Source organism: Amycolatopsis sp. NPDC024027 (assembly GCF_040638975.1).
GTDB lineage: Bacteria > Actinomycetota > Actinomycetes > Mycobacteriales > Pseudonocardiaceae > Amycolatopsis.
On sequence record NZ_JBEZYY010000002.1, the window covers coordinates 469,868 to 493,677 of the forward strand.

The following is a 23,810-nucleotide window of genomic DNA, read 5'->3' on the forward strand; positions in this document are numbered from 1 at the left end:
GGAGATATCAGAACGGGACCCACAACGTCACCCGCGTGCCACCCCCGGCGAGTCCCGACTCGACCAGCGACGTCCCGCCGACCTCCGCCAGCCGGGCGGTGATCGACTCGCTGATGCCGAACCCGGCCGGGTGGTCGGCCGCGCTGAAGCCGCTCCCGTGGTCGCGGGTGATCACCGCGATCCCGCCGTCGCGCTCCTCGACGCGGACCACGACCCGGTCGGTGCCGGAGTGCTTCATCGTGTTCCGCATCGCTTCGCGGACGGCGTCCCGGATGGCGATCTGCCGGACCTCCGACAGCGTGTCGTCGTCGAGCTCGGCCACGACGAGCTGGGCGCGCAGGCCGTCGCGGGCCATCTCGGCGGCGAGCGCGGCGAGCTTCTCGCCCAGCGGCCGGGCGCCGGCCTCGGCCCGCTCGGACGCCGCCGACTCGATCGTGTGCCGGATCTCCATCGCCTGCGCCCGGGCCAGCCGCTGGATCTCCACCAGCCGTTCTTCGGCGTCGCCGGGGCCGGACAGCGCCATCGCTTCCAGCGTCTGCAGCACGGTGTCGTGCAGCCTCCGGTGCTGCTGGGCGCGCTCGGCGAGCCGCCCGTTGCGGGTGCCGTAGGCCAGCGCCAGCCGCGTGCCGAGGCCGGTCAGCACCAGCGCGGCGGTGGCCAGGAAGAGCTCCGCGAGCAGGACGGAGTACGTCGAGAAGGCGGCTCCGGCCAGGAAGCCGCCGGTGTTCAGCCAGTTCGCCAGCATCCGCAGCGGGAAGCTGACCAGCCCGAACACCACGCCGCTCGGGAGGCCCAGCGCGAGCGTCAGCAGCCCGACCTCGCCGTAGAGGTGGACGCTGGTGACCGCGAGCGCGTCGAAGTACGCCGCCGTGGGCACGGCCAGCGCGATGACCAGCGGCGAAAGCACCGTGAAGGCCAGGTCGACAGCTAGGAGCTTCCCGGCGTTCCGGCCGCGGAACGGCGCCGAGCGGAACATCCAGCGCAGGCCGATGAGGTTCAGCGCCACCGACAGGAGCGTGAACACCCCGACCGGCAGCAGCCCGGTCGTGCCGTGCTGGAGGACGTAGACGCCGAACTGGCCGGGCACCGCGAGCAGCCGGTACGCCAGCGGGATGAGCACGACGTACCGCGTCGCACGGAGCAGCAGGCCATCGCGCTCGGTGGGGTCGATCGGGCCCGACATCCGGGAGATGCGCCGCAGGGCGTGCATCGGGGCCGGATCGGCGATCTCGTCGGGCAGCTCACTCGTGGCGGTGGCGATCGCGGGGGCACCGCGCCTCAGCAGCGCCACCAGGAAGCTGCCCCCGCCCGCCACGGCTCACGCGTTCCCGACGCCGTTTTCCGCGGCCCACTTCTTCAGCTCGGCGACCGCCTCGTCGTGGTCCAGCGGCCCGCGGTCCAGGCGCAGCTCCTTGAGGAACTTCCACGCCTTCCCGACGTCCGGCCCCGGCCGGAGGCCGAGCAGCGCCATGATCTGCTCGCCGTTGAGGTCCGGCCGCACGCGGTCGAGGTCCTCCTTGGCCTTGAGCGCGGCGATCCGGGCCTCGAGGTCGTCGTAGGTCGCCTGCAGCGCGGCCGCCTTCCGGCGGTTGCGCGTGGTGCAGTCGGCGCGGACCAGCTTGTGCAGCCGGGTCAGCAGGGGCCCGGCGTCGGTGACGTACCGGCGGACCGCCGAGTCCGTCCACTCGCCCTTGCCGTAGCCGTGGAACCGCAGGTGGAGGAACACGAGCTGGGAGACGTCGTCGACGATCTCCTTGGAGAACTTCAGCGCCCGCAAACGTTTGCGGGCCATCCGCGCGCCGACCACCTCGTGGTGGTGGAAGCTGACGCCGCCGCCCTCCTGGAACTCCCGGGTCGCCGGCTTGCCGACGTCGTGCAACAGCGCCGCCAGCCGCAGGATCAGATCGGGGCCGGACGCCGGCTCATGCGAGGTCTCCAGGTCGATCGCCTGGGCGAGCACGGTCAGCGAGTGCTGGTAGACGTCCTTGTGCTGGTGGTGCTCGTCGATCGCCAGCCGCATGCCGGACACCTCGGGCACCACCCGGTCGGCCAGCCCGGTCTCGACCAGCAGCTCCAGGCCGGGGCGAGGGTCGGCCGCCAGCAGCAGCTTCGACAGCTCGGCCTGCACCCGCTCGGCGGTGATCCGGTCGATCTCCGCCGCCATCGACGTCATCGCGTCGACCACCCGCGGCGCCGCGGTGAAGTCCAGCTGCGCGGCGAAGCGAGCCGCGCGCAGCATCCGCAGCGGATCGTCGGCGAACGACTCCTGCGGCGTCGCCGGGGTGTCCAGGACCCGCTCCCGCAGGGCGCTCAGCCCGTCGTGCGGGTCGATGAACGTCTTGGACGCCAGCTCCACGGCCATCGCGTTGACCGTGAAGTCGCGGCGCAGCAGGTCGCCCTCGATGCTGTCGCCGAAGGTGACCTCGGGATTGCGGCCGACGCGGTCGTAGCTGTCGGCGCGGAACGTGGTGATCTCGAGCTGCATGCCCTTCTTCGTCACGCCGACCGTGCCGAAGGCGATCCCGACGTCCCAGACCGCGTCACCCCAGCCGCTGACGATCTTCAGCACCCGGTCGGGCCGCGCGTCGGTGGTGAAATCGAGGTCGCCGGAGCGGCGGCCGAGCAACGCGTCTCGCACGCTGCCGCCCACGAGGTACAGGCGGTGTCCCGCCTTGGCGAACCGCTCCGCCAGCTCCTCCGCCAGCGGGGAGACCTGCATCAGCTCCGCCACCTGCTCATCGACCACGTCGTTCACGAAAATCCCACTACGTTCCAGGTGCGATTGCTCCAGGCACCGCCGGACACGGACACGGAGAGCCAGCCTACCGGGGCAACCGTTTGCTCTAGCATCGCAGCATGTCTGGATCAGCCGGCCGCCCCGGCGCCTCGAAGCCGCGCAGGCGGCGCAGGCGGCAGCGCGGCAGGCGCCTGACCACGGTCGACGAGACGTCGGCCGGTGGCCTCGTGGTGGACGCGGCGCGCGAACAGGCGGTGCTGATCGGCCGGCTCGACCGGCACGGCAGACTGCTGTGGTCGCTGCCCAAGGGCCACATCGAGGACGGTGAGACGGTGGAACAGACGGCCGTGCGCGAGGTGAAGGAGGAAACCGGCATCTCCGCGCGCGTCATGCGGCCACTGGGCACCATCGACTACTGGTTCGTGGCCGAGAAGCGGCGCATCCACAAGACCGTGCACCACTTCCTGCTCGAAGCGCTCGGCGGTGAGCTTTCCGACGAAGACGTCGAGGTCACCGAGGTGGCCTGGGTCCCGCTGGCCGAGCTGGAGACCAAACTCGCCTACTCCGACGAGCGCAAGCTCGTCCGGAAGGCCAAGGAACTTTTCGCGCGCCCGGACGTCCTCGGACGAGACGAGCACGCCCCTGAGGGAGCCCCCGAGTGAAGCGGTTCGCCGCAGCCTTCCTGTCCGTCCTCTTCCTGGCCGTCCCGGCACTCGCCGGAGCCGCGGTGGCCCAGGCGCAGGAGGGCGCGCGCCTGCGCATCGACCTGGCCGGGCTCAGCCCGCGGGTCATCACGACCTCCACGACGACGCTCACCGTCACCGGCACGGTGACCAACACCGGCGACCGCCGGATCGCCAAGCCGCAGGTGCGGCTGCAGGTCGGGGACCGGGCGACGACCGAACGCGGGATCGGCGACGTGCTGTCCGGCGCGGTCGTCAGGGACACCCCGCTGACCGACTTCACGTCGGTCGCCGACGTGCTGGAGCCGGGTCAGAGCGCCCCGCTGGACATCACCGTCCCGCTGACCGGGACACGGGCGGGCCGGTTCGCCCTCCCCGGCGTCTACCCGCTGCTGGTCAACGTCAACGGCACCCCGGAGTTCGGCAGGCCCGCGCGGCTCGGCGCGGTCAGCATGCTGATGCCGGTGCTGGCCGGGCCGGGCAAGACGGGCGGGCGGGCCGGTGCGGCGCCGAGCATGACCGTGCTCTGGCCGCTGACCAGCAACGTCCCGCACGTCTACGCGGCGCCGTACGGCAGCCCGGTGGTGCTGGCCGACGACCGGCTGGCCGCCGAGATCAGCGGGGACGGCCGGCTGAACGCGCTGGTCACGTCGGCGGCCTCGGCCGTCCGCAACAACTCGAACCTGGCGAAGTCGATGTGCTTCGCGCTCGACCCGGACCTGCTCGCCACCGTCGACGCGATGACCCGCGGCTACCTCGTCCACACGGACTCGGGGAACGTCGACGGCAAGGGCGTCGAGGCCGCGAAGACGTGGCTGACCGAGCTCCGCGCGCTGGTCGGCGGCCGCTGCGTGGTGGCGCTGCCGTTCGCCGACGCCGACCTCGACGCGCTCACCCGCATCCGGCCCGGCGACACGAGCCTGGTCGCCCGGGCGGCCGGCGGCGCCGCGACCATCCAGGAGCTGACCGACGTCACCCCGCAGACCGGGGTGCTCTGGCCAGACGGCACGCCCAGCGCGCCGGTGCTCACCGCGCTCACCGAGGCCGGCGTGCGGACCCTGCTCACCGACGCGGGCAAGCTCGCGCCCGCCGCGGCCGGAGGCGGCGTCACGGTGCAGGGCAGCACCGTCCGCGTGCAGCCGACCGACTCGCTGATCACCGCCGCGATGACGGGCGTCCCGACCGTGCCGGACTCGGTGACGGTGCCCGCCACCACCGAGCGGGCGATCGCCGGCCAGAACGGCCTCGGCGCCCTCGCCTTCCGCGCCGGGCTGGGCCTGGCCGCGGGGCAGCAGCGGCCGGACCACCTGCTGGTCGCGCCGCCGCGGCGCTGGGACGCCGCGGCCGAGGAGTTCACCACCTACCTGCAGCAGGTCGGCGAATTCCTGAACGCCGGCCTGGTCACCGCGACCGCGCTGCCGACGTTGCTCGCCGCCGTCCCGGCGACCTCCGGCTCGGTCGGCGACGGCGGCCCGGTCCCGGCCGCGGGCGTCGACCCCGACGTCGTCTCGACGCTGGCCGGGCTCGACGTCAAGGCCACCGGGCTGGCGTCCGCGATGCAGCTCGACCCGACCAAACGGGTGAAACCGGACGACGTCGTCGAGCCGATCCGGCTGGCCGAGCTGCGCGGCGCCTCCACGGCGTGGCGGGGCCTGCCGGCGGACGCCGCGACCACGAACGCCCAGGCCGACCTGACGGCGATCAGCGGGCGGGTGACCGTCTCGCAGCCGAAGCAGACCATCGCGCTGGCGTCCGGCAACTCGCCGCTGCCGGTGTACGTCAGCAACGACCTGCCGGTCGGGATCAACGCCCGGTTCGCCCTCGACAACAACACCGGCCTGCGCCCGGGGGACGCCCAGGACCGGTTCTTCCCGGCCAGCGGCGGCAAGAACTACTTCCTCCCGGTGGAGGCGCTGCGGGCCGGCCGGTTCAGCGTCGATGTGTCGTTGCGCACGCCCACCGGTACCCCGCTCGGGTCATCCGCGCGGTTCGAACTGACGTCCACCGAATACGGCGCGATCACCATCATCGCGACCGTCGCCGCAGGTGTGGCCCTGCTTCTGCTCGCTTCCCGGCGGATCTACCGGCGGGTGAAGGACGCCCGCGCGGGCCGCGACGTCGTGGCCTGATCGCTCGGCCTTTGAGTGTTCCGGGCGGTTCGCGATTACCCTTGGTCCGCACGTGCGCGGCACCGGGCCGCGGCACCGGAGTAGAGCACCGAGGATTGGGCACGCGTTGGAGAGAGAGCCGGGCTTACCACCCGAGCGTGCGGGTCGTCCTCGGCGCGAAGGCCCCCCGCCCCCGCAACGGGGTGACGGGCCCCCGAAGGCAGCACAGCCGTCGCAGCCGGTCCGCCGCCAGCCGCCGCCTCCGCCTCCGGAGCGCGGCCGCCGCCAGCCGCCCCGCAACGGTCACACACGCAAGATGCCGGCCCCCGACGACGCCACGGTCCGCGACCAGCGCCCGGTCCGCGACGACGTCCCGCCCCGCCGCCCGGCCCGCGACCAGCGGCGCGGGCGCGAAGAAGCCCCGCCCCGTGGCCAGCGGCCGGCCCGCGACGACGCCCCGCCCCGCCCCGCGCGCGACGACGGCTGGCCCGCCCACGACGAGGCGCCGGTCCGGGACCGCCCGGTGGGCGAGCAGGGGCCGCCCCGAGACGGCCGCCCCCTGCGCGACGGCCGCCCGGCAGGCGACGACGCCCCTCCCCGAGACGGCCGTCCGGTGCGCGAGCAGCGTCCGGTAGGCGACGACGGTCCCGGACGGGACGGGCGCCCCGCCCGGCGCGTCCCGCCGCCGCAGGGCCCGCCTCAGCCGCCGCGCGGCGGCCCGCCCCCACGCGGCGCGGCTCCGGCGCCCACGCGCGTCCAGCCGGTGCCACCGATGCCGCCGGTGCCGCCGCCGAACCTGCCGAAACCGGCGGGGCCGCCCGGGCCGCCGCCACAGCAGAACGCGTCGCCGCAGGGGCGGCTGCCGCAGCCGTCCGGGCCGCCGCTGCCGGTGCCACCACCTTCGACCCCGCCGCCGGGCAATCCGGTGCCGGGCCCCGGCACCCCGCCGCCGGGCACGCCCGTCCCGCCCCGCGGCCGCGGCTCCCGGCGTCCGGCGCCCGTCCGGCCGTGGCAGGAGGAGGCGCAGCAGGCGCCGCGCCCACCCGACCCGGAGGCGACGCGGTTCATCCCGCGCACCGCCGGCGTCCCGATGAACTCGCGCTGGCCGGTCGCCGACCCCGACGTCATGCGGCCGTACGACGCGCTGGCCACCCAGGTCATGCCGGCGCTCAAGGGGCCGCTGGTCAAGCCCCGGCCGGGCGAGGACGCGCCGGAGGCCCCGGCCAAGGCGCCGTCGCTGGCGAAGGCGTCCGGCCGGATGGCCATCGCCTCGCTGATCAGCCGGATCACCGGCTTCCTGTGGAAGCTGCTGCTGGTCGGCGCGATCGGCCAGGGCATCGCGAACGACTCGTTCAACGTCGCCAACACGATGCCGAACATCATCTTCGAGCTGCTGATGGGTGGCGTGCTCGCCAGCGTCGTGGTGCCGCTGCTGGTGCGTTCGCAGGACGATCCCGACGGCGGCACGGCCTACACCCAGCGCCTGATCACGGTGGCGTTCTCGCTGCTGCTGGTCGGCACAGTGGTGGCGGTGATCGCGGCACCGGCGTTCACGAGCCTGTATGTCGACTCGTCCGGCGCGGCGAGCGCGGACCTCACCACCGCGTTCGCCTACCTGCTGCTGCCGGAGATCTTCTTCTACGGCGTGTTCGCGCTGCTCTCGGCCGTGCTCAACGCCAAGCAGATCTTCGGGCCGACGGCGTGGGCGCCGGTGGTCAACAACCTGGTCGTCATCTTCACGATCCTGGTCGTCTGGATCATGCCGGGCGACATCGACACCGGCCACGTCTCGATCACCGACCCCAAGGTGCTGACGCTGGGCATCGGCGTCACCGGCGGCATCGTCGCCCAGGCGCTGCTGCTGGTGCCGCCGCTGCTGCGGTCCGGCTTCCGGTTCAAGTGGCGCTGGGGCATCGACAAGCAGATGAAGGAGTTCGGCGGCCTCGCGCTGTGGATCCTCGGCTACGTCGCGGTGAGCCAGATCGGCTACACGATCAACACGCGCGTGTTGACCAGCGGTTCGCCCGGTGGGGTGACGGCCTACAGCAACGCCTGGCTGCTCTTCCAGCTGCCGTACGGCGTCATCGGCGTCTCCCTGCTGACGGCGATCATGCCGCGGATGAGCCGCGCGGCCGCCGACGGCGACCACAAGAAGCTGATCGGCGACCTGTCGTACGCGTCCCGGATCTCGACGGTGATGCTCGTGCCGATCTCCGCGGTGATGACCGTGGTCGGCGGCTCGATCGGCATCGCGCTGTTCACCTTCGGCAAGGGCACGCTCGACACGGCCGAGCGGCTCGGCGACGCGCTGGCGATCTCGGCGTTCGCCCTGCTCCCGTACGCGCTGGTGATGCTCCAGATGCGCGTGTTCTACGCGATGAAGGACGCCCGCACGCCGACGCTGATCATGATCGTGATGACGCTGGTCAAGGTGCCGCTGCTGTACCTGTGCCCGGTGCTGCTGGCGCCGGACAACGTCGTGCTCGGCGTGATGATGGTGAACGCGCTGACGTTCGTGGTCGGCGCGATCCTCGGCCAGGTTTGGCTGTGGGTGACGCTGGGCAACTTGCGCAGCAAGCGGGTGATCGGCGTGATTCTGTTCACGGTCGTGGCGAGCGTCCTCGGGGTGGCCGCGGCGTGGGTCGCCGGCAAGCTCGTGCCGGACTTCTTCGGGCCTCGGCTGGGTGCCTGGGCGAAGCTGCTGCTCCAGAGCGTGGTGGGCATCGTCGTCTCGTTCGGCGTGCTCATGGCTCTCAAGGTGGAGGAGCTCCAGCCGGCCACTTCGAGGTTCACCCGGTTGATCAAGCGCCGGTAACGATTGCGGTACGGAAGGCGACGACTCCCGCGTCGTATTCTGGGTAACCTTGGAGCGGGGAGCTAACGGGAGAGTGCGGGTGGACACGAGGCGGAGCGAACAGGCGGGGGGTGCGAACCACGTGGGCAAGGCCCAGGTCGGATCGCTGGCCCCCGGGCGCGTGGTCGGCGACGGCCGCTACCGCCTCCTCGCGCAGTTCGGCGTGGACGAGCGGGGTGACGCGCACCTTTGGCGTGCCCGGGACGGGCAGCTGAAGCGGGACGTCGCGCTCACCCTGCTGGTCGGTGACCCGGCGGATCCCGAAGCCGCCCGGCTGGCCCGGCGGACGCTGGAACGCGCGACGCACGCGTCGAAGTTCGGCCACGGCGGTGTCGCCCGCGTGCTGGACGTGCTCGCCCTCGGCAGCGGCATCACCTCGAGCGAGGGCCTGCTCGGCGTCGTCGTCGCGGAGTGGACCAAGGGCAGCGACCTGGTCGACCTCGTCGCGCAGCGGCCGGTGGCGCCCGCCGCGGCCGCGCGGATGGTGCAGGCGCTGGCCGAAGCCGTCGAGCAGGCGCACCAGAACGGGCTCGTCCTCGGCCTCGACCACCCCCAGCGCCTGCGGCTGACGCCGAGCGGCGCGCTCAAGCTCGCGTTCCCCGGCCCGCTGCCGGAGGCGACGCTGCGCGACGACGTCAAGGCGCTCGGCGCGGTTCTGTACCTGCTGCTGACCGGCCGCTGGGCGCTGCCCGGCGGCCCGCCCGCGATCCCGGCGGCTCCGATGACGCCGCAGAACCGGATCGTCCCGCCGCGCCAGCTGGTGCCGACGGTGCCGGCCGATCTGTCGTCGCTGGCCGTCCGCACGATCGAGGACGGCGGCAACGGCGGCATCCGCACCAGCGCGGCCATCCTGCGCGTCCTCGACCAGGTGGCCGAGGAAGAGGAGCGCACCCAGCTGATCAAGGCCGTCGGCGGGGACGCCGCCGAGCCGGACGGCACGATCTGGACGACGAAGAAGCCGGTCAAGGACGTCGCCCGGCGGCGCAAGCTCGCCCTCGGCGTCACGGTCCTGGTCGTCGCGACCGTCATCATCCTCGCCTGGGGCGGCCTGATGCTGATCAACGTCTTCCAGGGCGATTCGAAGGCGAGCGGGCCGTCGATCAACGTCGCCGCGCCGCCGGCGTCGAGCCAGCAGAACGGGACGCAGCCCGCGCCGTCGTCGGCTCCGGCCCCGCCACCTTCGCCGTCCGTGGGCGCCGCGGTGCCCCCGCAGTCGGTGGCCGTCTACAACCCCGAGGGCAAGGGCGACAACACCGGCCGGGCGAAGTACGCGACCGACGGCAAGCCCGAGACGGAGTGGCGGACCGAGAAGTACAAGCAGCAGTTCCCCACCATCAAGCCGGGTGTCGGGCTGCTCGTCGCGTTCGAAAACCCGATCAACCTCAGCCAGGTGAAGGTCGTCGGGGGCACGCCGGGCACCAAGGTCGAGATCCGGTCGGCGACCGGGAAGAACCCCGACCTGGCCGACACGAAGGTGGTCGGCAACGGCGACCTGAAGGACGGCGATACGACGATCCCGCTGGCCCAGCCGACGCAGGGCCAGTACTTCATCGTCTGGATCACCCAGCTGGGCGACGCGGACGGGCAGTTCATGACCGAAATAGGCGACCTGTCCTTCCTGCCTGCGGGGTGACGCACCCGACAGGGTCAGTAGGCTCTCGCGGGTGACAGCTGCAGCTCCCACGGATGCGGATCTGATAGCGGCTCACGCCGCGGGGGACCCTCATGCGTTCAGCGAACTCGTCCAGCGACATCGCGACCGCATGTGGGCGGTCGCGCTGCGCACGGTCCGCGACCCGGAAGAGGCCGCCGACGCGTTGCAGGACGCCTTTATCTCGGCGTTCCGCGCGGCCGGGAACTTCCGGGCGGAGTCGCAGGTCACGACGTGGCTGCACCGGATCGTGGTGAACGCCTGCCTCGACCGGATCCGCCGCCGCCAGGCGCGCCCGACCGTGCCGCTGCCGGAGACCGGCTTCAACGAGCCCGCCACACCCCGCGACTCGATGGCCGAGCGGGAGACCAGCCTGCTCGTGCGCGAGGCGCTCGACCAGCTGCCCGAAGACCAGCGTGCCCCGATCGTGCTGGTCGACGTCGAGGGATACTCCGTCGCCGAGACGGCCAAGATGCTCGGCATCGCCGAGGGCACGGTGAAGAGCCGGTGCGCACGGGGCCGCGGGAAACTCGCGAAGGTTCTCGGGCACCTGCGGAACCCCGATGCGATTGCGAACGTCCCAACTCACGAAAGCAAACGGGCCGGGCGTCAGCCGGGTAGCGGGGAGGGACGATGACGGACGAAAGCCGGGGGATCGGGGGGACCATCGGTCCGCCCTGGTCTGTCGACGTGCTCGCCGACCTCCACGCCGGTGTCCTGGACGACACGCGCGCGGCGGAGCTGTGGCCGCTGGTCAACGCCGATCCCGAAGCCCGGGCGGTCCTGGACGCCCTCGACGCCACCCAGGCCGACCTCGCCTCGCTGGCGGACGCGCCGGCCCCGCGGATGCCCGCGGAGTTCGCCGCCCGGCTGGACGCGGCGCTCGCCGCCGAAGCAGCGGCCGCCTTTCCCGGCCAGGCCGGTCCCCGAAGCGCCACGCAGGCACCGCGGCAGGCCGGGTCCGGGAACGCCCCGGTACTGGACCTCGCGGCGGCCCGGCGGCGCCGGAACAAGCGGCTCGGCTGGGCCGCCGGCGTCCTGACCGCGGCCGCGGCGGCGATCGTCGCCGTGACCATCGCGATCCCGGACACCGCGCAGCAGCCAGGCACCCCGAATGTGGCGGCCCCGACGGGCCCGTCCGTGGGCAACGACGGCGCCGGCGCGCAGGCCCTGGTCGGCAAGGCGATCGGCGTCCGCGACTTCGGCCCGCTGCAGAACGAGGGCCGCCTCGACGCCTGCATCGCGGCCGCCGGGCTGGACCCGAAGGTGCGCCCGGAGGGCATCCGCCCGGTGAACGTCGGCGGCAAGGCCGGCGTGATGATCATCCTGACCACCGGCAAGCTGGCCCAGTTCCGCCTGGTGGCCTTCGGCGCCGACTGCGGGCCCGGAAATCCGGCCGTGCTGTTCGACAAGGTCGTCGGGGAGAAGTAGCGGCTGTCACCCGCGGGAACATGGCCACCTACGATCGTGTTGAGCCTGGTACAGGTCACTACGAGCGGAGGTCACGGTGGCTGCCGAGGAAATCAGGAACCTGATCATTGTCGGGTCGGGTCCTGCCGGATACACCGCTGCCGTCTACGCGGCGCGGGCCCAGCTGGAACCGCTGGTGTTCGAGGGTACGCAGTTCGGCGGCGCGCTGATGACGACGACCGAGGTCGAGAACTTCCCCGGGTTCCGCGACGGCATCATGGGTCCGGACCTGATGGAGGAGATGCGCAAGCAGGCCGAGCGCTTCGGAGCCGAGCTCCGCGCGGAGGACGTCGAGTCGCTGGAGCTGACCGGGGACGTCAAGTACGTCGTCGCGAACGGCCGGCGCTACGCCGCCCGCGCGGTCATCCTCGCCATGGGTGCCGCTGCGCGGTACCTGAACGTCCCGGGCGAGCAGGAGCTGCTCGGCCGCGGCGTGTCGGCCTGTGCGACCTGTGACGGCTTCTTCTTCCGCGACCACGACATCGTGGTCGCGGGCGGTGGCGACTCGGCGATGGAGGAGGCGACCTTCCTGACGAAGTTCGCGAAGTCCGTCACGATCGTCCACCGGCGTGAGGAGTTCCGCGCGTCCAAGATCATGATCGAGCGCGCCCGCGCGAACGAGAAGATCAAGTGGAAGCTGAACTCGCAGATCACCGGGGTGCTCGGTGACGGCAAGGTCGAAGCCCTGCAGCTGAAGGACACGAAGGACGGCTCCGAGTCGACGCTCGACGTGTCGGGCTTCTTCGTCGCGATCGGGCACGACCCCCGCAGCCAGCTGGTGAAGGGGCAGGTCGAGCTGGACGAGGACGGCTACGTGCTGACCCAGGGACGGACCTCGTTCACGAACCTGGACGGCGTCTTCGCGGCCGGTGACCTGGTGGACCGCACCTACCGGCAGGCGATCACCGCCGCGGGTTCCGGGTGCAGCGCCGCGATCGACGCGGAACGATGGCTCGCGGAGCACGGCGAATCGGACGCGCACGAGGCGGCCGAGCTCGTCGGCGGCGGCTACGGCGCGGGCACCAACTGACTTTCCGGCGTTCAACCACCCCTGAAGGAGAAACCATGGCCAACACCGTCAAGGTGACCGACGCGACGTTCGTCGACGAGGTCCTGACCAGCGAGAAGCCGGTCCTCGTCGACTTCTGGGCCACCTGGTGCGGCCCGTGCAAGATGGTCGCCCCGGTGCTCGAGGAGATCGCGGCCGAGAACGGCGAGAAGCTGACCATCGCCAAGATCGACATCGACGAGAACCCGAACACGCCGCGTGACTACCAGGTGATGTCGATCCCGACGCTGATCCTGTTCCAGGGCGGCAAGCCGGTGAAGCAGATCGTGGGCGCCAAGCCGAAGGCCGCGCTGCTGTCGGACCTCGCCGACGTCCTCTGAACCGAACCAGCCCGGCGAACCCGGGGCCTGCGGGAATCCTCCTGCGGGCCCCGGGTTCGTTCGTCATTCGGGCTAATCTCAACGATGTTGCTTAATCGAGCGTGACAGCGGCCACCGTGGGTACTCCACGAACGGGTCCTTGACGAACCTACCGGGCCTACGCTGTCACCCAGAGTTGGCAAGGCACAATAGAGGACCTGGGCTCGTCCCAGCGAAGGTTTTCCGAAATCCTGCCACGCACCGAGCCACCGAATCCGGTGCCTGAGGAAGAGCGAGGAGTGCATGCGGGTACTCCGCCGCGGTGACGCCGGTCCGGACGTCGCCGAGATCAGGTCCATCCTGGCCGGGATGGACCTGCTCCCGCCGGTCACCGGTACCGACGACTACGACACGTTCGACGTCGCCGTGGAGCACGCCGTTCGTGCCTTCCAGCAGCGTCGTGGGCTGATGACCGACGGCATCGTGGGTCCGGCTACGTTCCAGGCGCTCAAGGGCGCCAGCTACCACCTGGGCAGCCGCCCGCTGTCGTACATGATCGCCTCGCCCGTCCACGGCGACGATGTCTTCACCCTGCAGGAGCGGCTCACCGAGCTCGGCTTCGACGCCGGCCGCCCCGACGGCTACTTCGGTCCCCAGACCGAGCGCGCGCTCAAGACGTTCCAGCGCGACATGCGCCTGACGCCGGACGGCATGTGCGGTCCGGCGACCATCCGCGAGCTGCACCGCCTGTCATCGCCGCGGGCCCGGGGCGGGCGCCCCGTGTTCCTGCGCGAGCAGGAGCAGGTGCGCCAGGCCGGGCCGCGGCTGCGCGGCAAGCGCATCGTGATCGACCCGGGCCACGGCGGCGACGACCTCGGCGTGGTCGCCGGCGGCCTGCGCGAGGCCGACATCGCGTGGGACCTCGCCCGTCGGCTCGAAGGCCGGATGAAGGCCGCCGGCATGGAGGCGCTGATCTCCCGCGGCCCGAACCAGAGCCCCACCGAGCTGGAGCGCGCCAAGTTCGCCAACGACGCGGGCGCCGACCTGTTCCTCTCGCTGCACAGCGACAAGAACGCCTCGCCACGCGCGCAGGGCGTCGCGAGCTTCCACTTCGGCAACGGCAACGGCACGACGTCCACGGTGGGCGAGCTGCTGGCCGGCTTCATCCAGCGCGAGGTCGCGGCCCGCACGGGCCTGCAAGACAACCGCACGCACTACAAGTCGTGGGACATCTTCACCCGCACCCGCTGCCCGGCGGTCCGGATCGAAATCGGCTACCTGACGAACCCGGACGACGCCCGCAAGCTCGGTGACCCGGCGTTCCGCGACATCGTCGCGGAGGGCATCCTGATCGCCGTCAAGCGCCTGTACTTGCTCGGCGAAGGCGACCAGCCGACGGGCACCTTCACGTTCGCCGACGTCCTGGCGCACGAGCTCGCGAAGGCCGAATAGGGCCGACCACAACCCCTAGCGGCTCTCCTTCACCTGCCCCACCACCCCTGGGGACGCCACGTGCGCGTCCCCAGGTTTCGGGGTAGTTCTCCACAGCTTTTCCACCGCTCCTATCAGGGCTCTGTGGATAACTCGGCACTTCTTCCACAGTCGCGCACACCCGTGTTCGGGCATGCCGAACCGCAGGCGCAAACGTTTGCGGATGAGCGATCAGGCGCGGCCGAGGCTCGGCTCGGCGGTGGTGATGGTCACCTGGCCGAGCAGCCGCTCCAGGGCCGCCTCGACGTCTTCCTTCCAGGTGATCGCCGAACGCAGCTCGAGGCGCAGGCGCGGCCACTTCTGGTGCGGGCGGACCGTCTTGAAGCCCACGCTCTGGAGGAACGCCGCCGGCAGGACGCAGCTGTGGCCGCCGTCCGGGTCGGCTTCGTCGGGACGAGCGTCGCCGAACGCCTCGATGGCGCGGACGCCGCGCTTGGTCAGGTCCTTGGCGACCGCCTGGACGAGCATCCGGCCGAGGCCACCGCCGCGGAACTCCGGGAGCACCTGGAAGGCGGTCAGCAGGACGGCGTCGGCGCTCGGCGGCGACGTCGGGAAGGCCAGGGCGCGCGGGACGGCGTTCGGCGGGGCGTACAGCACGAACCCGACCGGCAGCGTGTCGCTGTAGACGATGCGGCCGCAGGAACCCCACTCGAGCAGCACGCTCGAGACCCAGGCTTCCTTCTCGACCTCGGTCGCGCCGAACTCCTCGGCCTGGTGCTTGAGGTGGGGGGCGAGCTCCCAGTACACGCACCGGCGACAGCTCTTCGGCAGGTGCTCCAGGTTGTCCAGTGTGACGCCCACGACGCGACGCGACACTCGCGACCTCCCTGACCTGCGCTCCCGACCGGCTGCCCCGCTCGTCAAGCCGCGCGAGATCCACGGCACGAACACGAGAGCCATGGTCGAGGATAGGCCGATGTGACGAGCACCGAAAGGCCAGGGGGTCCTGATGGGTGCCCGGTTACACTCGATGGGATCTACCAGCTCCCGCGGGAGTGACCGTGTCCGCCTAGCCCCGGGTGAACGTCGATGACCGAGAACCGCCCCAGCAAGCCGCACAGTGGCCGACAAAACCCCAGTGGCCGTCAGAACCTCGACCCGCACCTCGAGAGGTACGCCGCGCGCACCGCGGGGATGACCGCCTCCGAGATCCGGGCGCTGTTCGCGGTGGCCAGCCGGCCCGAGGTGGTTTCGCTGGCCGGCGGCATGCCGAACCTGGCGGCGCTCCCGCTCGACACGCTGTCGGCGCAGGTGGCCGAGATCATCGCCGAAGACGGCCTGGTGGCGCTGCAGTACGGCTCGGCGCACGGCGTTCCGGCGCTGCGTGAGCAGATCTGCGAGATCATGGCCCTGGAGGGCATCAAGGCGCACCCGGACGACGTCGTGGTGACCGTCGGCTCGCAGATGGGCCTGGACATGGTCACGCGGCTGTTCTGCGACCCGGGTGACGTCGTGATCGCCGAAGGTCCCTCGTACGTCGGCGCACTGGGCTCGTTCGCCGCCTACCAGGCGCAGGTCGTGCACGTGGCGATGGACGACCACGGCCTGGTGCCGGAGCTGCTGCGCGAGGCGCTGGACCGGACGGAGAAGGCCGGCCGCCGGGTCAAGTTCCTCTACACGATCCCGAACTTCCACAACCCCGCCGGCGTCACGCTGGCCGTCGAGCGCCGCGCGGAGATCCTGGAGATCTGCCGCACGCACGGCGTCCTGGTCGTCGAAGACAACCCGTACGGGTTGCTCGGCTTCGACGGGCAGACGTACCCGGCGCTGCGGTCGACCGATCCCGACAACGTCGTGTACCTCGGCTCGTTCTCGAAGACGTTCGCCTCCGGCCTGCGCGTCGGCTGGGTGCTCGCGCCGCACGCCGTGCGCGAGAAGCTCGTGCTCGCCGCGGAGTCGGCGACGCTGTGCCCGCCGACGTTCAACCAGATGATCGTCTCGCGCTACCTGGCCACGCACGACTGGAAGGGCCAGATCAAGAAGTTCCGCGAGAACTACCGTGACCGGCGTGACGCGATCCTCTCCGCGCTCGACCAGTACCTGCCCCCGGGCTGCTCGTGGACCAAGCCGGACGGCGGCTTCTACGTCTGGGTGACGGTGCCGGAAGGCGTCGACACGAAGGCGATGCTGCCGCGCGCGGTGACCGCCCGGGTGGCGTACGCGTCCGGAACCGGCTTCTACGCCGACGGGTTCGGCAGCCGCCAGATGCGGCTGTCCTACTGCTACCCGACGCCGGAGCGCATCCGGGAGGGCGTGCGGCGGCTGGCCGCGGTGCTCGAGTCCGAAATGGACCTCGCCCGCACCTTCGGTAACGTGGTTTCGCGCCAGATCCAGGGACCGCAGAACCCGTCCCCGGACACGGTCTAGCTCATTCTAAGGAGTTTCCACGGTGGTCGACCGTACCGTTGCCGTGCTCGCCGGCGGGCTTTCGCACGAACGTGACGTCTCGCTGAGGTCCGGGCGACGGCTCTCCGCGGCGCTCAAGTCCGAGGGCCTCGGCATCGAGGAGTGGGACACCGACGCCGGTCTGCTGGAGCGCCTGCGCACCCAGCGCCCGGACGCGGTCGTCGTCGCCCTGCACGGCGGCGAGGGCGAGAACGGCTCGGTGCAGACGGTGCTGGAGATGCTGGACGTGCCGTTCGTCGGCACCGGCTCCCAGGGCTGCCGCCGCGCGTGGGACAAGCCGACCGCGAAGGCGCTCATCGAGAACGCCGGGTTCACGACGCCGGGCTGGGTGGTGCTGCCGCACAGCACGTTCCGCGAGCTCGGCGCCCAGGCGGTGCTCGACGCGATGGTGGAGACGCTCGGCTTGCCGCTGATCCTCAAGCCCGACCAGGGCGGCTCGGCGCTCGGCACGCAGGTGGTGCGCGAAGCGGCGGAACTGCCGGCGGCGATGGTCGGCTGCTTCGCCTACGGGGACACCGTGCTCGCCGAGCGGTTCGTGGACGGCGTCGAGGTGGCCGTGACGGTCATCGAGGGCGAGAACGGGCCCGAGGCCCTCCCCGCGGTCGAGATCGTCCCGGAGAGCGGCGTGTACGACTACACGGCCCGCTACACGGCCGGCCTGACCGACTTCTTCACCCCGGCCCGGCTCGACGACGCCGCGGCCAAGGCGGCGGCCGAACTCGCCGTCGCCGCCCACCGCGTGCTCGGGCTGCGGGACATCTCGCGGACCGACGCGATCGTCGCCGCGGACGGCACGGTCCACTTCCTCGAAGTGAACCCGTCGCCGGGCCTCACCGAGACGTCGACCGTTCCGATGGCCATCGACGCGGCGGGCAAGTCGCTCGGCACGGTGTTCGGCGAACTCATCGGGCGCGCGATTTCTCGCTGACCCTTCGCAAGCGAAAGGCCACTGCGGAACCTCCGCGGTGGCCTTTTTCGCGTTCGGGGCGATGATCACTTGCCGTGTCTGCCACGGCTGCGATGAGCAATCATCACCGTGACGAAACACCCTGGGGTGATCCCCTAATCGGTTTTCGGTGTCTGATTTGCCCCATTCGCATCGATGATCGCGACGATGCGCTCGAGGTCGTCGACCGACCCGAACTCGAGCGTGATCCGGCCCTTGCGGCGACCGAGGTCGACCTTCACGCGGGTGTCGAAGCGATCCGAGAGCCGGTTCGCGAGCTCCTGCAACCCCGGCGCCTGGATCGGCTTGCGCGGCGCGGGCTTCGGCTTCGCCGGCTTCTCGCTCTTCTTGAGCGTGACGGCTTCCTCGGTCGCCCGCACCGACATGCCCTCCGCGACGATGCGCGTGGCGAGCTCTTCCTGGCTTTCGGCGTCCTCCAGCGACAACAGCGCCCGCGCGTGCCCGGCGGAGAGCACGCCCGCGGCGACGCGGCGCTGCACCGGCAGGGGGAGTTTGAGGAGCCGGATCGTGTTGGTGATGACCGGCCGGCTGCGGCCGATCCGGCTCGCCAGCTCCTCGTGGGTGACCGCGAACTCGTCGAGCAGCTGCTGGTACGCGGCCGCCTCTTCGAGCGGGTTCAGCTGGACGCGGTGGATGTTCTCCAGCAGCGCGTCGCGCAGCATCGACTCGTCGGCGGTCTGCCGGACGATCGCCGGAATCGCCTCGAGCTCGGCCTGCTGCGATGCGCGCAGCCGCCGCTCGCCCATGACGAGCTCGTACTCGTCGTTCCCCAGCTCGCGGACGACGATGGGCTGCATGAGCCCGAACGCGCGGATCGAGTGCTCGAGTTCGGCGAGCGCCTCTTCGTCGAAGACCTGGCGCGGCTGCTTCGGGTTCGGCTTGATCGAGCCGACGGGGATCTCGCGGTAAACCGCGCCGGCGACCTCACCGGCGTGCTGCTGCGCTTGACCGTTCGCCGCGAACCAGCCCTTTTCCTCGGCCGCCTTCTTGTCCGCCGCCGTGTCGCCGGGTGCGGGCAGGGGACCACCACCGGTGGGTCCGGTCGGGATCAGGGCGGCGAGGCCGCGCCCCAGCCCTCCTCGACGCTCGGTCATGTCGAACTACCTTTCTCCATCTGCGCGCCGCGCTCAGCGATCTCCTTGGCCGCGTCGACGTAGCTCAACGCCCCGCGTGAACCGGGGTCGTAGGCGAGCACGGTCTGGCCGTACCCGGGTGCCTCGGACACCTTCACGCTGCGGGGGATGACGGTCTTCAGCACGGTGTCGCCGAAGTGGTTCCGCACCTCGTTCGTCACCTGGTCGGCCAGCTTGGTCCGGCCGTCGTACATGGTGAGGAGGATCGTCGAGACGCGGAGCTCGCGGTTGAGGTGCTGCTGCACGAGCTCGATGTTGCTCAGCAGCTGCCCGAGACCTTCCAGTGCGTAGTACTCGCACTGGATCGGGATGAGCACCTCCTGCGCGGCGACCATCGCGTTGACCGTCAGCAGGCCCAGCGACGGCGGGCAGTCGATGAGGACGTAGTCGACGCCGATCTCGTCGAGGATCTCCGAGGAGATGGCCTCCTTGAGCCGGGACTCGCGGGACGCCATCGAGACGAGCTCGATCTCGGCGCCGGCGAGGTCGATCGTCGCGGGGACGCAGAAGAGGTTGGGGGACTGCTCGGTTGGCTGGGCCGCTTCCGCGAGCGTCACCTCGCCGATGAGCACCTCGTAGATGGAGGGCGTCCCGGAGCGGTGGTCGACGTCGAGCGCGGTGCTCGCGTTGCCCTGCGGGTCGAGGTCGACGACGAGCGTCTTGAGCCCGTGGACCGCGAGCGCGGCGGCGAGGTTGACCGTGCTGGTGGTCTTGCCGACGCCGCCCTTCTGGTTGGCGACGGTCATCACGCGACGGCGGCCGGGGCGGGGAAGCGTCCGTTCCGGATGCAGCAGACGCGCGGCGCGGGCGGCTTCTTCGGCGATCGGCGTCCAGCCCACGTCGTGGCTGGTCTCCGTGGAGTCGGACGGCGGGGGATTCACCGGTCTCGACACCTCCTCCATCTAGACGTCTGGTCGGTGGTCGAGTCGCTACGTTTCACGTGGAACATCGCGGCCCGTTAACGCTTCCTGCTCCGCGCCTTCGGCTTGCTTGCTGTCGGCAGACGACGGATCTTCACGACCGTGCTGGGAACCTCCAGGACCCCCGCACCACACTCGACGATGAGCGGATCGGCCCCGCCGGCCTTGCGGATGGCGGCACCGTCCCGCTCGATCTCGTCCGCCGCGCTGGCGCCCTTGAGGGCGACCAGGAAGCCATCGGGACGGACCAGCGGCAGGCACCAGTCCGCGAGACGAGCGAGCGGGGCGACCGCGCGAGCGGTGACGATGTCGGCGCCACCGAGCTGCTCACGCACAGGCGGCTCCTCCGCGCGTCCACGGACGATGGTGATCGGGAGTTCCAGCTTCTCGGCCACCTCGGCCAGCCAGTCCACCCGGCGGGCCATCGGTTCGAGCAAGACGATATCGAGGTCCGGTCGCGCGATCGCCAGCGGTACACCCGGAAGCCCGGCTCCCGACCCGACGTCGACGACACGAGCGCCCGGCGGCATCTGCTCGCCGATCACCGCCGAGTTGAGCACGTGCCGTTCCCACAGGCGCTCGACTTCCCGCGGACCGATCAGCCCGCGCTCGACCCCATGCCGCTCCAGGAGTTCGACGTACCCGGCCGCTTGGTCGACGCGTTCACCGAACACTCGTCCCGCCGCGGCCCGCACGGTCTCCGCGGCCTCCTCCAAGCTCACTCCGCCTACTCCTCGTCCGCCGGTTTCACGTGAAACCGCGCTCGTTCGATTGTCCCCGATGAGCCGGAGAAAACGAGCCGACAGTCCGCAGATGTGGACAACTCCACTCAGCCGGCCGCCGCCGTGGACCGTTCCACGTGAAACATCACGCGTGTAATTCGCTCGGTCGAGGCGTCGCGTTGGCCAGCCGGATGCCGCTGAACCCCAGCGAGCTCGAAGCGGCCGCGTCGACGAACGGCCACAGGTTGGGGAGCACCCACAGCTGGATTCCCGCCGACGCGTGGAGCGCGAGCAGATCACCGACCGGCTCAGGTGGGCCGAGCGGCTCCACCGGCGTCACCGCCACCATCGCATGCGCGTGCTCGCCGAACGGCCGGAACGACGAAGCCGCGAAGCGGTACGCGAACAACCGGACCGTCCGCATCGCCTCGAGCCATCCGTACTCGATCGCGTGGACGCGGGAGCCGCCACCCGGACCGAGGAGCGCGCGATCCCGCTCCGCCGTCTCCGGCCCCACCCAAGCCAACGCGCGCGGGCACTGCCGAGGGAACCAGTAGTCCGGCGCCCGCGCCGCGTCGACCGCCCAGACGTACGCCTCCGGCTGACGGGCCGTCGCGGCGACGTGCGGGGCGAAGCGGGCGATCGTCGGGTCCTCCGAGAAGTGCAGGACCTCTCCGGCTGCGGGGCGCATGGGCCACACGTAGCACACAAGAAAGCGGCCCCACCCGAACCAGTCGGATGGGGCCGCTCCAGAGCAACCGGGTCTCAGGACTCCGGGAAGATCACCACGCGGCGCTTCGGGTCCTCGCCCTCGCTCTCGCTCGTGACACCCGAAACCGTCGCCACCGCGTCGTGGACCACCTTGCGCTCGAACGGGCTCATCGGCTGCAGCCGCACCCGCTCGCCGCTCTTCAGGACCGACTCCGCCGTCGAGCGGCCGAGCTCGCGCAGCTCCTCGCGGCGGTCCGCGCGCCAGCCCGCGATGTCCAGCATCAGCCGGCTGCGGGAGCCCGTCTCCTGCTGGACCGCCAGGCGGGTCAGCTCCTGCAGCGCCTCGAGCACCGTGCCGCGCGGGCCGACGAGCTTCTCGAGGTCCTCGCCGCCGTCGATGCTCACGATCGCGCGGCCGGCCTCCACGTCGAGGTCGATGTCACCGTCGTAGTCGAGCAGGTCCAGCAGGCGCTCGAGGTAGTCGCCGGCGATGTCACCCTCCTGAACGAGGATGTCGTCGCCACCTCCAGCCTTCTGCTCGCCCGCTTCTCCGTCGGCCGGGGTCACGTCGTCCTGATCGGCGTCGATCGTGTCGATCGTCTCCGACATCATTCGTCTCCTCTCCGAACCGGTCGCGCCTCAGCGGCGCTTCCGGCCCGACTTCCTGGTCGAGTCTTTGAGAAGGCCCGGCACGCCGGTGCCGTTGTCCTTCGAGCCGTTCTGGCCACCTGCTTCGGCGGGCGCCGGGTCCGCCACGGTCGCGCTGTCCGCCTTGGCGGCGGCAGCAGCGGCGGCTGCCTCCGCCGGCGTGGTCTGCGCGAAGCCGTGGGCCGAGCCCGCCTTCGTCACCTTCTTGGCCGAGCCGGTCTGGGCGGACTGGTTCTTCTTCTGCTGGACCGGCTTCTGGCCGACCTTCGGCGCGGTCGGCTTCTGGCCCGGCTTCGGGCCGAGCGTCGCGCGCTTCTCCGCGGCCTCCGCCTTGCGGGACGCCTCTTCCTTGTCGATCTTCGTGTAGACGAGGCGCTGCTGCATCAGGGTCCAGCCGTTGTTCGCCAGCCAGTAGAAGAGGAGGCCGAGCGGGAACAGGGCACCGAAGACGAGGACACCGAGCGGGAAGATGTACATCGTCAGCTTGTTCATGATCGCGGTCTGCGGGGTGGCCGACGCGGCGTTCTGCCGGGCCACCGAGTGCCGCGCGGTGAGGTGCGTGGCGATCGACGCGACGATCATCAGCGGCAGCGCGACCGGGAGCACGCTCCAGTGGAAGCCGACGTTCGTGGCGCCACCACTGACGACCCCGACGCCGTTGTAGACCGCTTCACCGAGGTTGACGCCGAACAGCTTCGCGTTGACGTAGGACTCGACGTCGTGCTGGCTGAAGAAGTAGTTCTCGGTCTTCGGCCCGCCACCGGGCGGCGGCATCGTGAACGCGCGCAGGACGTGGTTCAGGCCGATGAACACCGGGATCTGAAGAAGCATCGGCAGGCAACTGCCCAGCGGGTTGACGCCGTGCTCCTTCTGGAGCTTCTGCATCTCCGCGGCCTGGCGCTGCCGGTCGTTCGCGTACTTCTTCTGGATCTTCTTCATCTCCGGCGCGAAGTCCTGCATCTTCTTCATCGACCGGACCTGGTTCACGAACGGCTTGAACATGATGCCGCGGACCGTGAACGTCAGGAAGATGATGCCGAGGATCCAGGCGACCGCGGTCGATTCCCCGAAGACGAACCCGAAGACCTTGTGCCAACACCAGAGGATGAAGGACACGGGGTAGTAGATGAAATCGAGCACTGCTGCTACTCCTCGATCGGTGTTTCAGGTCTGCGGTGTCGCCACGAGAACGTCTCGGGCACGGGGTCACGGCCGGGTGGCGTCCACGGGCCGCAGCGCAGCAGCCGGCGCAACGCGAGGTAGGAGCCACGTCCGGCACCGTGCCGGGTGAGGGCTTCGACTGCGTACGCGCTGCAGCTCGGGTAGAACCGGCAAGCCGGCGGGAGGAACGGCGAAATCGCCTTGCGGTAGAGCTTGATGGGGAGCAGCAGGACCCAGGCGACCGGGCCGGGCCGCGGGGGCTCGGCGACGTCGTCATCGGGGTGGTCGTGCGCTGGGTCGTGCTCGGGGGTGGCTCGCATGCCGGTCACACCGCTGATCCGTGGTCGGGGGTCGCGTCCGCGGGACGCGTCGGGCGGGGGACATCCCCGGCCGGACGGCGCGACGACAGTAGCCCCAGCCGACGCAACGCGGCGTCGAGATCGGATCCGAGCTCGGCGCTGGAAGCGGTCGACGACGGCGGCAATGCCCGTACGACCAACGCGGTGCCGGCGGGCAGTGTTCCGAGCCTGGCCGAAACGAGATGACGCAACCGGCGGCTGACGCGGTGGCGGACCACCGAGTTGCCGACGGCCTTGCTCACCACAAAACCCGCCCTGGCCGCCGACGACACAGCGTCGGCGGCCCCGGACGGGTCCGTGGTCAGCGCGTGGACGACGAGGCGGCGCCTGCCTGCCCGGGACCCGCGACGGAGAACCACGCGGAAGTCCTCACTCCGCCGCAAGCGTGCGGCAGCCGGCAGCACGGCGCGCCTCGGCCGGC

General features: G+C 71.2%; 22 protein-coding genes. 11 read left to right on the top strand and 11 right to left on the bottom strand.

Annotated elements, in window-relative coordinates:
* Positions 1–7: 7 nt before the first annotated feature.
* On the bottom strand, positions 8–1,315 hold the full coding sequence (locus AB0F52_RS07080; protein ID WP_360165537.1) for an ATP-binding protein: 1,308 nt from the start codon (positions 1,313–1,315) through the stop codon (positions 8–10).
* 3 nt (positions 1,316–1,318) lie between these two features.
* Complete coding sequence (locus tag AB0F52_RS07085; protein WP_360165540.1) at positions 1,319–2,755, bottom strand: CCA tRNA nucleotidyltransferase; 1,437 nt, start codon at positions 2,753–2,755, stop codon at positions 1,319–1,321.
* 101 nt (positions 2,756–2,856) lie between these two features.
* On the opposite strand from AB0F52_RS07085, the gene AB0F52_RS07090 reads away from it, so the two are divergent.
* From AB0F52_RS07090 to AB0F52_RS07130, 9 genes are all read left to right on the top strand, one after another.
* Positions 2,857–3,399, top strand: a complete 543-nt coding sequence (locus AB0F52_RS07090; RefSeq protein ID WP_360165543.1) for an NUDIX hydrolase — start codon at positions 2,857–2,859, stop codon at positions 3,397–3,399.
* Entirely contained in the window at positions 3,396–5,549 is a 2,154-nt protein-coding gene (locus AB0F52_RS07095; protein ID WP_360165546.1) for a DUF6049 family protein, read from the top strand. The genes AB0F52_RS07090 and AB0F52_RS07095 overlap by 4 nt, the downstream gene beginning before the upstream one ends.
* 1,069 nt (positions 5,550–6,618) lie before the next feature.
* The gene (gene murJ, locus AB0F52_RS07100) at positions 6,619–8,343 is read left to right on the top strand and encodes a murein biosynthesis integral membrane protein MurJ (RefSeq protein WP_360166606.1); all 1,725 of its coding nucleotides are present in this window, start codon (positions 6,619–6,621) and stop codon (positions 8,341–8,343) included.
* A gap of 79 nt (positions 8,344–8,422) precedes the next feature.
* Complete coding sequence (locus AB0F52_RS07105) at positions 8,423–10,015, top strand: protein kinase family protein (RefSeq protein WP_360165549.1); 1,593 nt, start codon at positions 8,423–8,425, stop codon at positions 10,013–10,015.
* A 31-nt stretch (positions 10,016–10,046) separates the two neighbouring features.
* Positions 10,047–10,670 carry an RNA polymerase sigma factor SigM gene (gene sigM / locus AB0F52_RS07110; RefSeq protein ID WP_034284380.1) on the top strand — a complete coding sequence of 208 codons (624 nt, stop codon included), beginning with the start codon at positions 10,047–10,049 and terminating at the stop codon, positions 10,668–10,670.
* A complete protein-coding gene (locus AB0F52_RS07115) occupies positions 10,667–11,464 on the top strand; it encodes a hypothetical protein (protein ID WP_360165552.1) in 798 nt (265 codons plus the stop codon). Before sigM ends, AB0F52_RS07115 begins: the two co-directional genes overlap by 4 nt.
* A 76-nt stretch (positions 11,465–11,540) precedes the next feature.
* Positions 11,541–12,533, top strand: a complete 993-nt coding sequence (trxB, locus tag AB0F52_RS07120) for a thioredoxin-disulfide reductase (RefSeq protein WP_360165555.1) — start codon at positions 11,541–11,543, stop codon at positions 12,531–12,533.
* A 35-nt stretch (positions 12,534–12,568) separates the two neighbouring features.
* The gene (gene trxA / locus AB0F52_RS07125; protein ID WP_003082899.1) at positions 12,569–12,892 is read left to right on the top strand and encodes a thioredoxin; all 324 of its coding nucleotides are present in this window, start codon (positions 12,569–12,571) and stop codon (positions 12,890–12,892) included.
* Between the two features lie 282 nt (positions 12,893–13,174).
* Positions 13,175–14,323 carry an N-acetylmuramoyl-L-alanine amidase gene (locus tag AB0F52_RS07130; RefSeq protein WP_103340222.1) on the top strand — a complete coding sequence of 383 codons (1,149 nt, stop codon included), beginning with the start codon at positions 13,175–13,177 and terminating at the stop codon, positions 14,321–14,323.
* 210 nt (positions 14,324–14,533) lie between these two features.
* On the opposite strand, the gene AB0F52_RS07135 is transcribed toward AB0F52_RS07130, so the two are convergent.
* Positions 14,534–15,178 (bottom strand): GNAT family N-acetyltransferase, encoded by a 645-nt coding sequence (locus AB0F52_RS07135; RefSeq protein WP_013231060.1) that lies wholly within the window; start codon positions 15,176–15,178, stop codon positions 14,534–14,536.
* Positions 15,179–15,391: 213 nt separating this feature from the next.
* Here AB0F52_RS07135 and AB0F52_RS07140 point away from each other — a divergent pair, with 213 nt between their 5' ends.
* Together AB0F52_RS07140 and AB0F52_RS07145 are read left to right on the top strand one after the other, a co-directional pair.
* Complete coding sequence (locus tag AB0F52_RS07140; RefSeq protein WP_360165560.1) at positions 15,392–16,729, top strand: PLP-dependent aminotransferase family protein; 1,338 nt, start codon at positions 15,392–15,394, stop codon at positions 16,727–16,729.
* A gap of 22 nt (positions 16,730–16,751) precedes the next feature.
* The gene (locus tag AB0F52_RS07145) at positions 16,752–17,696 is read left to right on the top strand and encodes a D-alanine--D-alanine ligase (RefSeq protein ID WP_360165563.1); all 945 of its coding nucleotides are present in this window, start codon (positions 16,752–16,754) and stop codon (positions 17,694–17,696) included.
* A gap of 134 nt (positions 17,697–17,830) precedes the next feature.
* Here AB0F52_RS07145 and AB0F52_RS07150 read toward each other — a convergent pair whose 3' ends face one another.
* The 8 genes from AB0F52_RS07150 to rnpA all read right to left on the bottom strand — a co-directional run bounded on the left by AB0F52_RS07150 (position 17,831) and on the right by rnpA (position 23,793).
* Positions 17,831–18,829: a ParB/RepB/Spo0J family partition protein gene (locus AB0F52_RS07150; protein WP_360165566.1), complete on the bottom strand. Its 999-nt coding sequence runs from the start codon at positions 18,827–18,829 to the stop codon at positions 17,831–17,833.
* Entirely contained in the window at positions 18,826–19,770 is a 945-nt protein-coding gene (locus AB0F52_RS07155) for a ParA family protein (protein WP_360165569.1), read from the bottom strand. The genes AB0F52_RS07150 and AB0F52_RS07155 overlap by 4 nt, the downstream gene beginning before the upstream one ends.
* A gap of 56 nt (positions 19,771–19,826) precedes the next feature.
* Positions 19,827–20,510, bottom strand: a complete 684-nt coding sequence (rsmG, locus tag AB0F52_RS07160) for a 16S rRNA (guanine(527)-N(7))-methyltransferase RsmG (protein WP_360165572.1) — start codon at positions 20,508–20,510, stop codon at positions 19,827–19,829.
* A gap of 145 nt (positions 20,511–20,655) precedes the next feature.
* Positions 20,656–21,201: a DUF6886 family protein gene (locus AB0F52_RS07165; protein WP_360165575.1), complete on the bottom strand. Its 546-nt coding sequence runs from the start codon at positions 21,199–21,201 to the stop codon at positions 20,656–20,658.
* 74 nt (positions 21,202–21,275) lie between these two features.
* The gene (locus tag AB0F52_RS07170; protein ID WP_014467902.1) at positions 21,276–21,830 is read right to left on the bottom strand and encodes a R3H domain-containing nucleic acid-binding protein; all 555 of its coding nucleotides are present in this window, start codon (positions 21,828–21,830) and stop codon (positions 21,276–21,278) included.
* Between the two features lie 30 nt (positions 21,831–21,860).
* Positions 21,861–23,009 carry a membrane protein insertase YidC gene (yidC, locus tag AB0F52_RS07175; protein WP_360165579.1) on the bottom strand — a complete coding sequence of 383 codons (1,149 nt, stop codon included), beginning with the start codon at positions 23,007–23,009 and terminating at the stop codon, positions 21,861–21,863.
* A gap of 5 nt (positions 23,010–23,014) precedes the next feature.
* Positions 23,015–23,350 carry a membrane protein insertion efficiency factor YidD gene (yidD, locus tag AB0F52_RS07180; protein ID WP_360165582.1) on the bottom strand — a complete coding sequence of 112 codons (336 nt, stop codon included), beginning with the start codon at positions 23,348–23,350 and terminating at the stop codon, positions 23,015–23,017.
* A gap of 5 nt (positions 23,351–23,355) precedes the next feature.
* The gene (rnpA, locus tag AB0F52_RS07185; protein ID WP_360165585.1) at positions 23,356–23,793 is read right to left on the bottom strand and encodes a ribonuclease P protein component; all 438 of its coding nucleotides are present in this window, start codon (positions 23,791–23,793) and stop codon (positions 23,356–23,358) included.
* Positions 23,794–23,810 lie beyond the last annotated feature (17 nt).

Excerpts from the sequence above, each read along its gene's own strand:
- AB0F52_RS07155 (WP_360165569.1), bottom strand. The coding sequence starts at position 19,770 with ATGGAGGAGGTGTCGAGACCGGTGAATCCCCCGCCGTCCGACTCCACG.
- AB0F52_RS07150 (WP_360165566.1), bottom strand. The coding sequence starts at position 18,829 with ATGACCGAGCGTCGAGGAGGGCTGGGGCGCGGCCTCGCCGCCCTGATC.
- AB0F52_RS07130 (WP_103340222.1), top strand. The coding sequence starts at position 13,175 with ATGCGGGTACTCCGCCGCGGTGACGCCGGTCCGGACGTCGCCGAGATC.
- trxA (WP_003082899.1), top strand. The coding sequence starts at position 12,569 with ATGGCCAACACCGTCAAGGTGACCGACGCGACGTTCGTCGACGAGGTC.
- AB0F52_RS07090 (WP_360165543.1), top strand. The coding sequence starts at position 2,857 with ATGTCTGGATCAGCCGGCCGCCCCGGCGCCTCGAAGCCGCGCAGGCGG.
- murJ (WP_360166606.1), top strand. The coding sequence starts at position 6,619 with ATGAACTCGCGCTGGCCGGTCGCCGACCCCGACGTCATGCGGCCGTAC.
- yidD (WP_360165582.1), bottom strand. The coding sequence starts at position 23,350 with ATGCGAGCCACCCCCGAGCACGACCCAGCGCACGACCACCCCGATGAC.
- AB0F52_RS07140 (WP_360165560.1), top strand. The coding sequence starts at position 15,392 with ATGACCGAGAACCGCCCCAGCAAGCCGCACAGTGGCCGACAAAACCCC.
- AB0F52_RS07170 (WP_014467902.1), bottom strand. The coding sequence starts at position 21,830 with ATGTCGGAGACGATCGACACGATCGACGCCGATCAGGACGACGTGACC.
- AB0F52_RS07165 (WP_360165575.1), bottom strand. The coding sequence starts at position 21,201 with ATGCGCCCCGCAGCCGGAGAGGTCCTGCACTTCTCGGAGGACCCGACG.
- AB0F52_RS07115 (WP_360165552.1), top strand. The coding sequence starts at position 10,667 with ATGACGGACGAAAGCCGGGGGATCGGGGGGACCATCGGTCCGCCCTGG.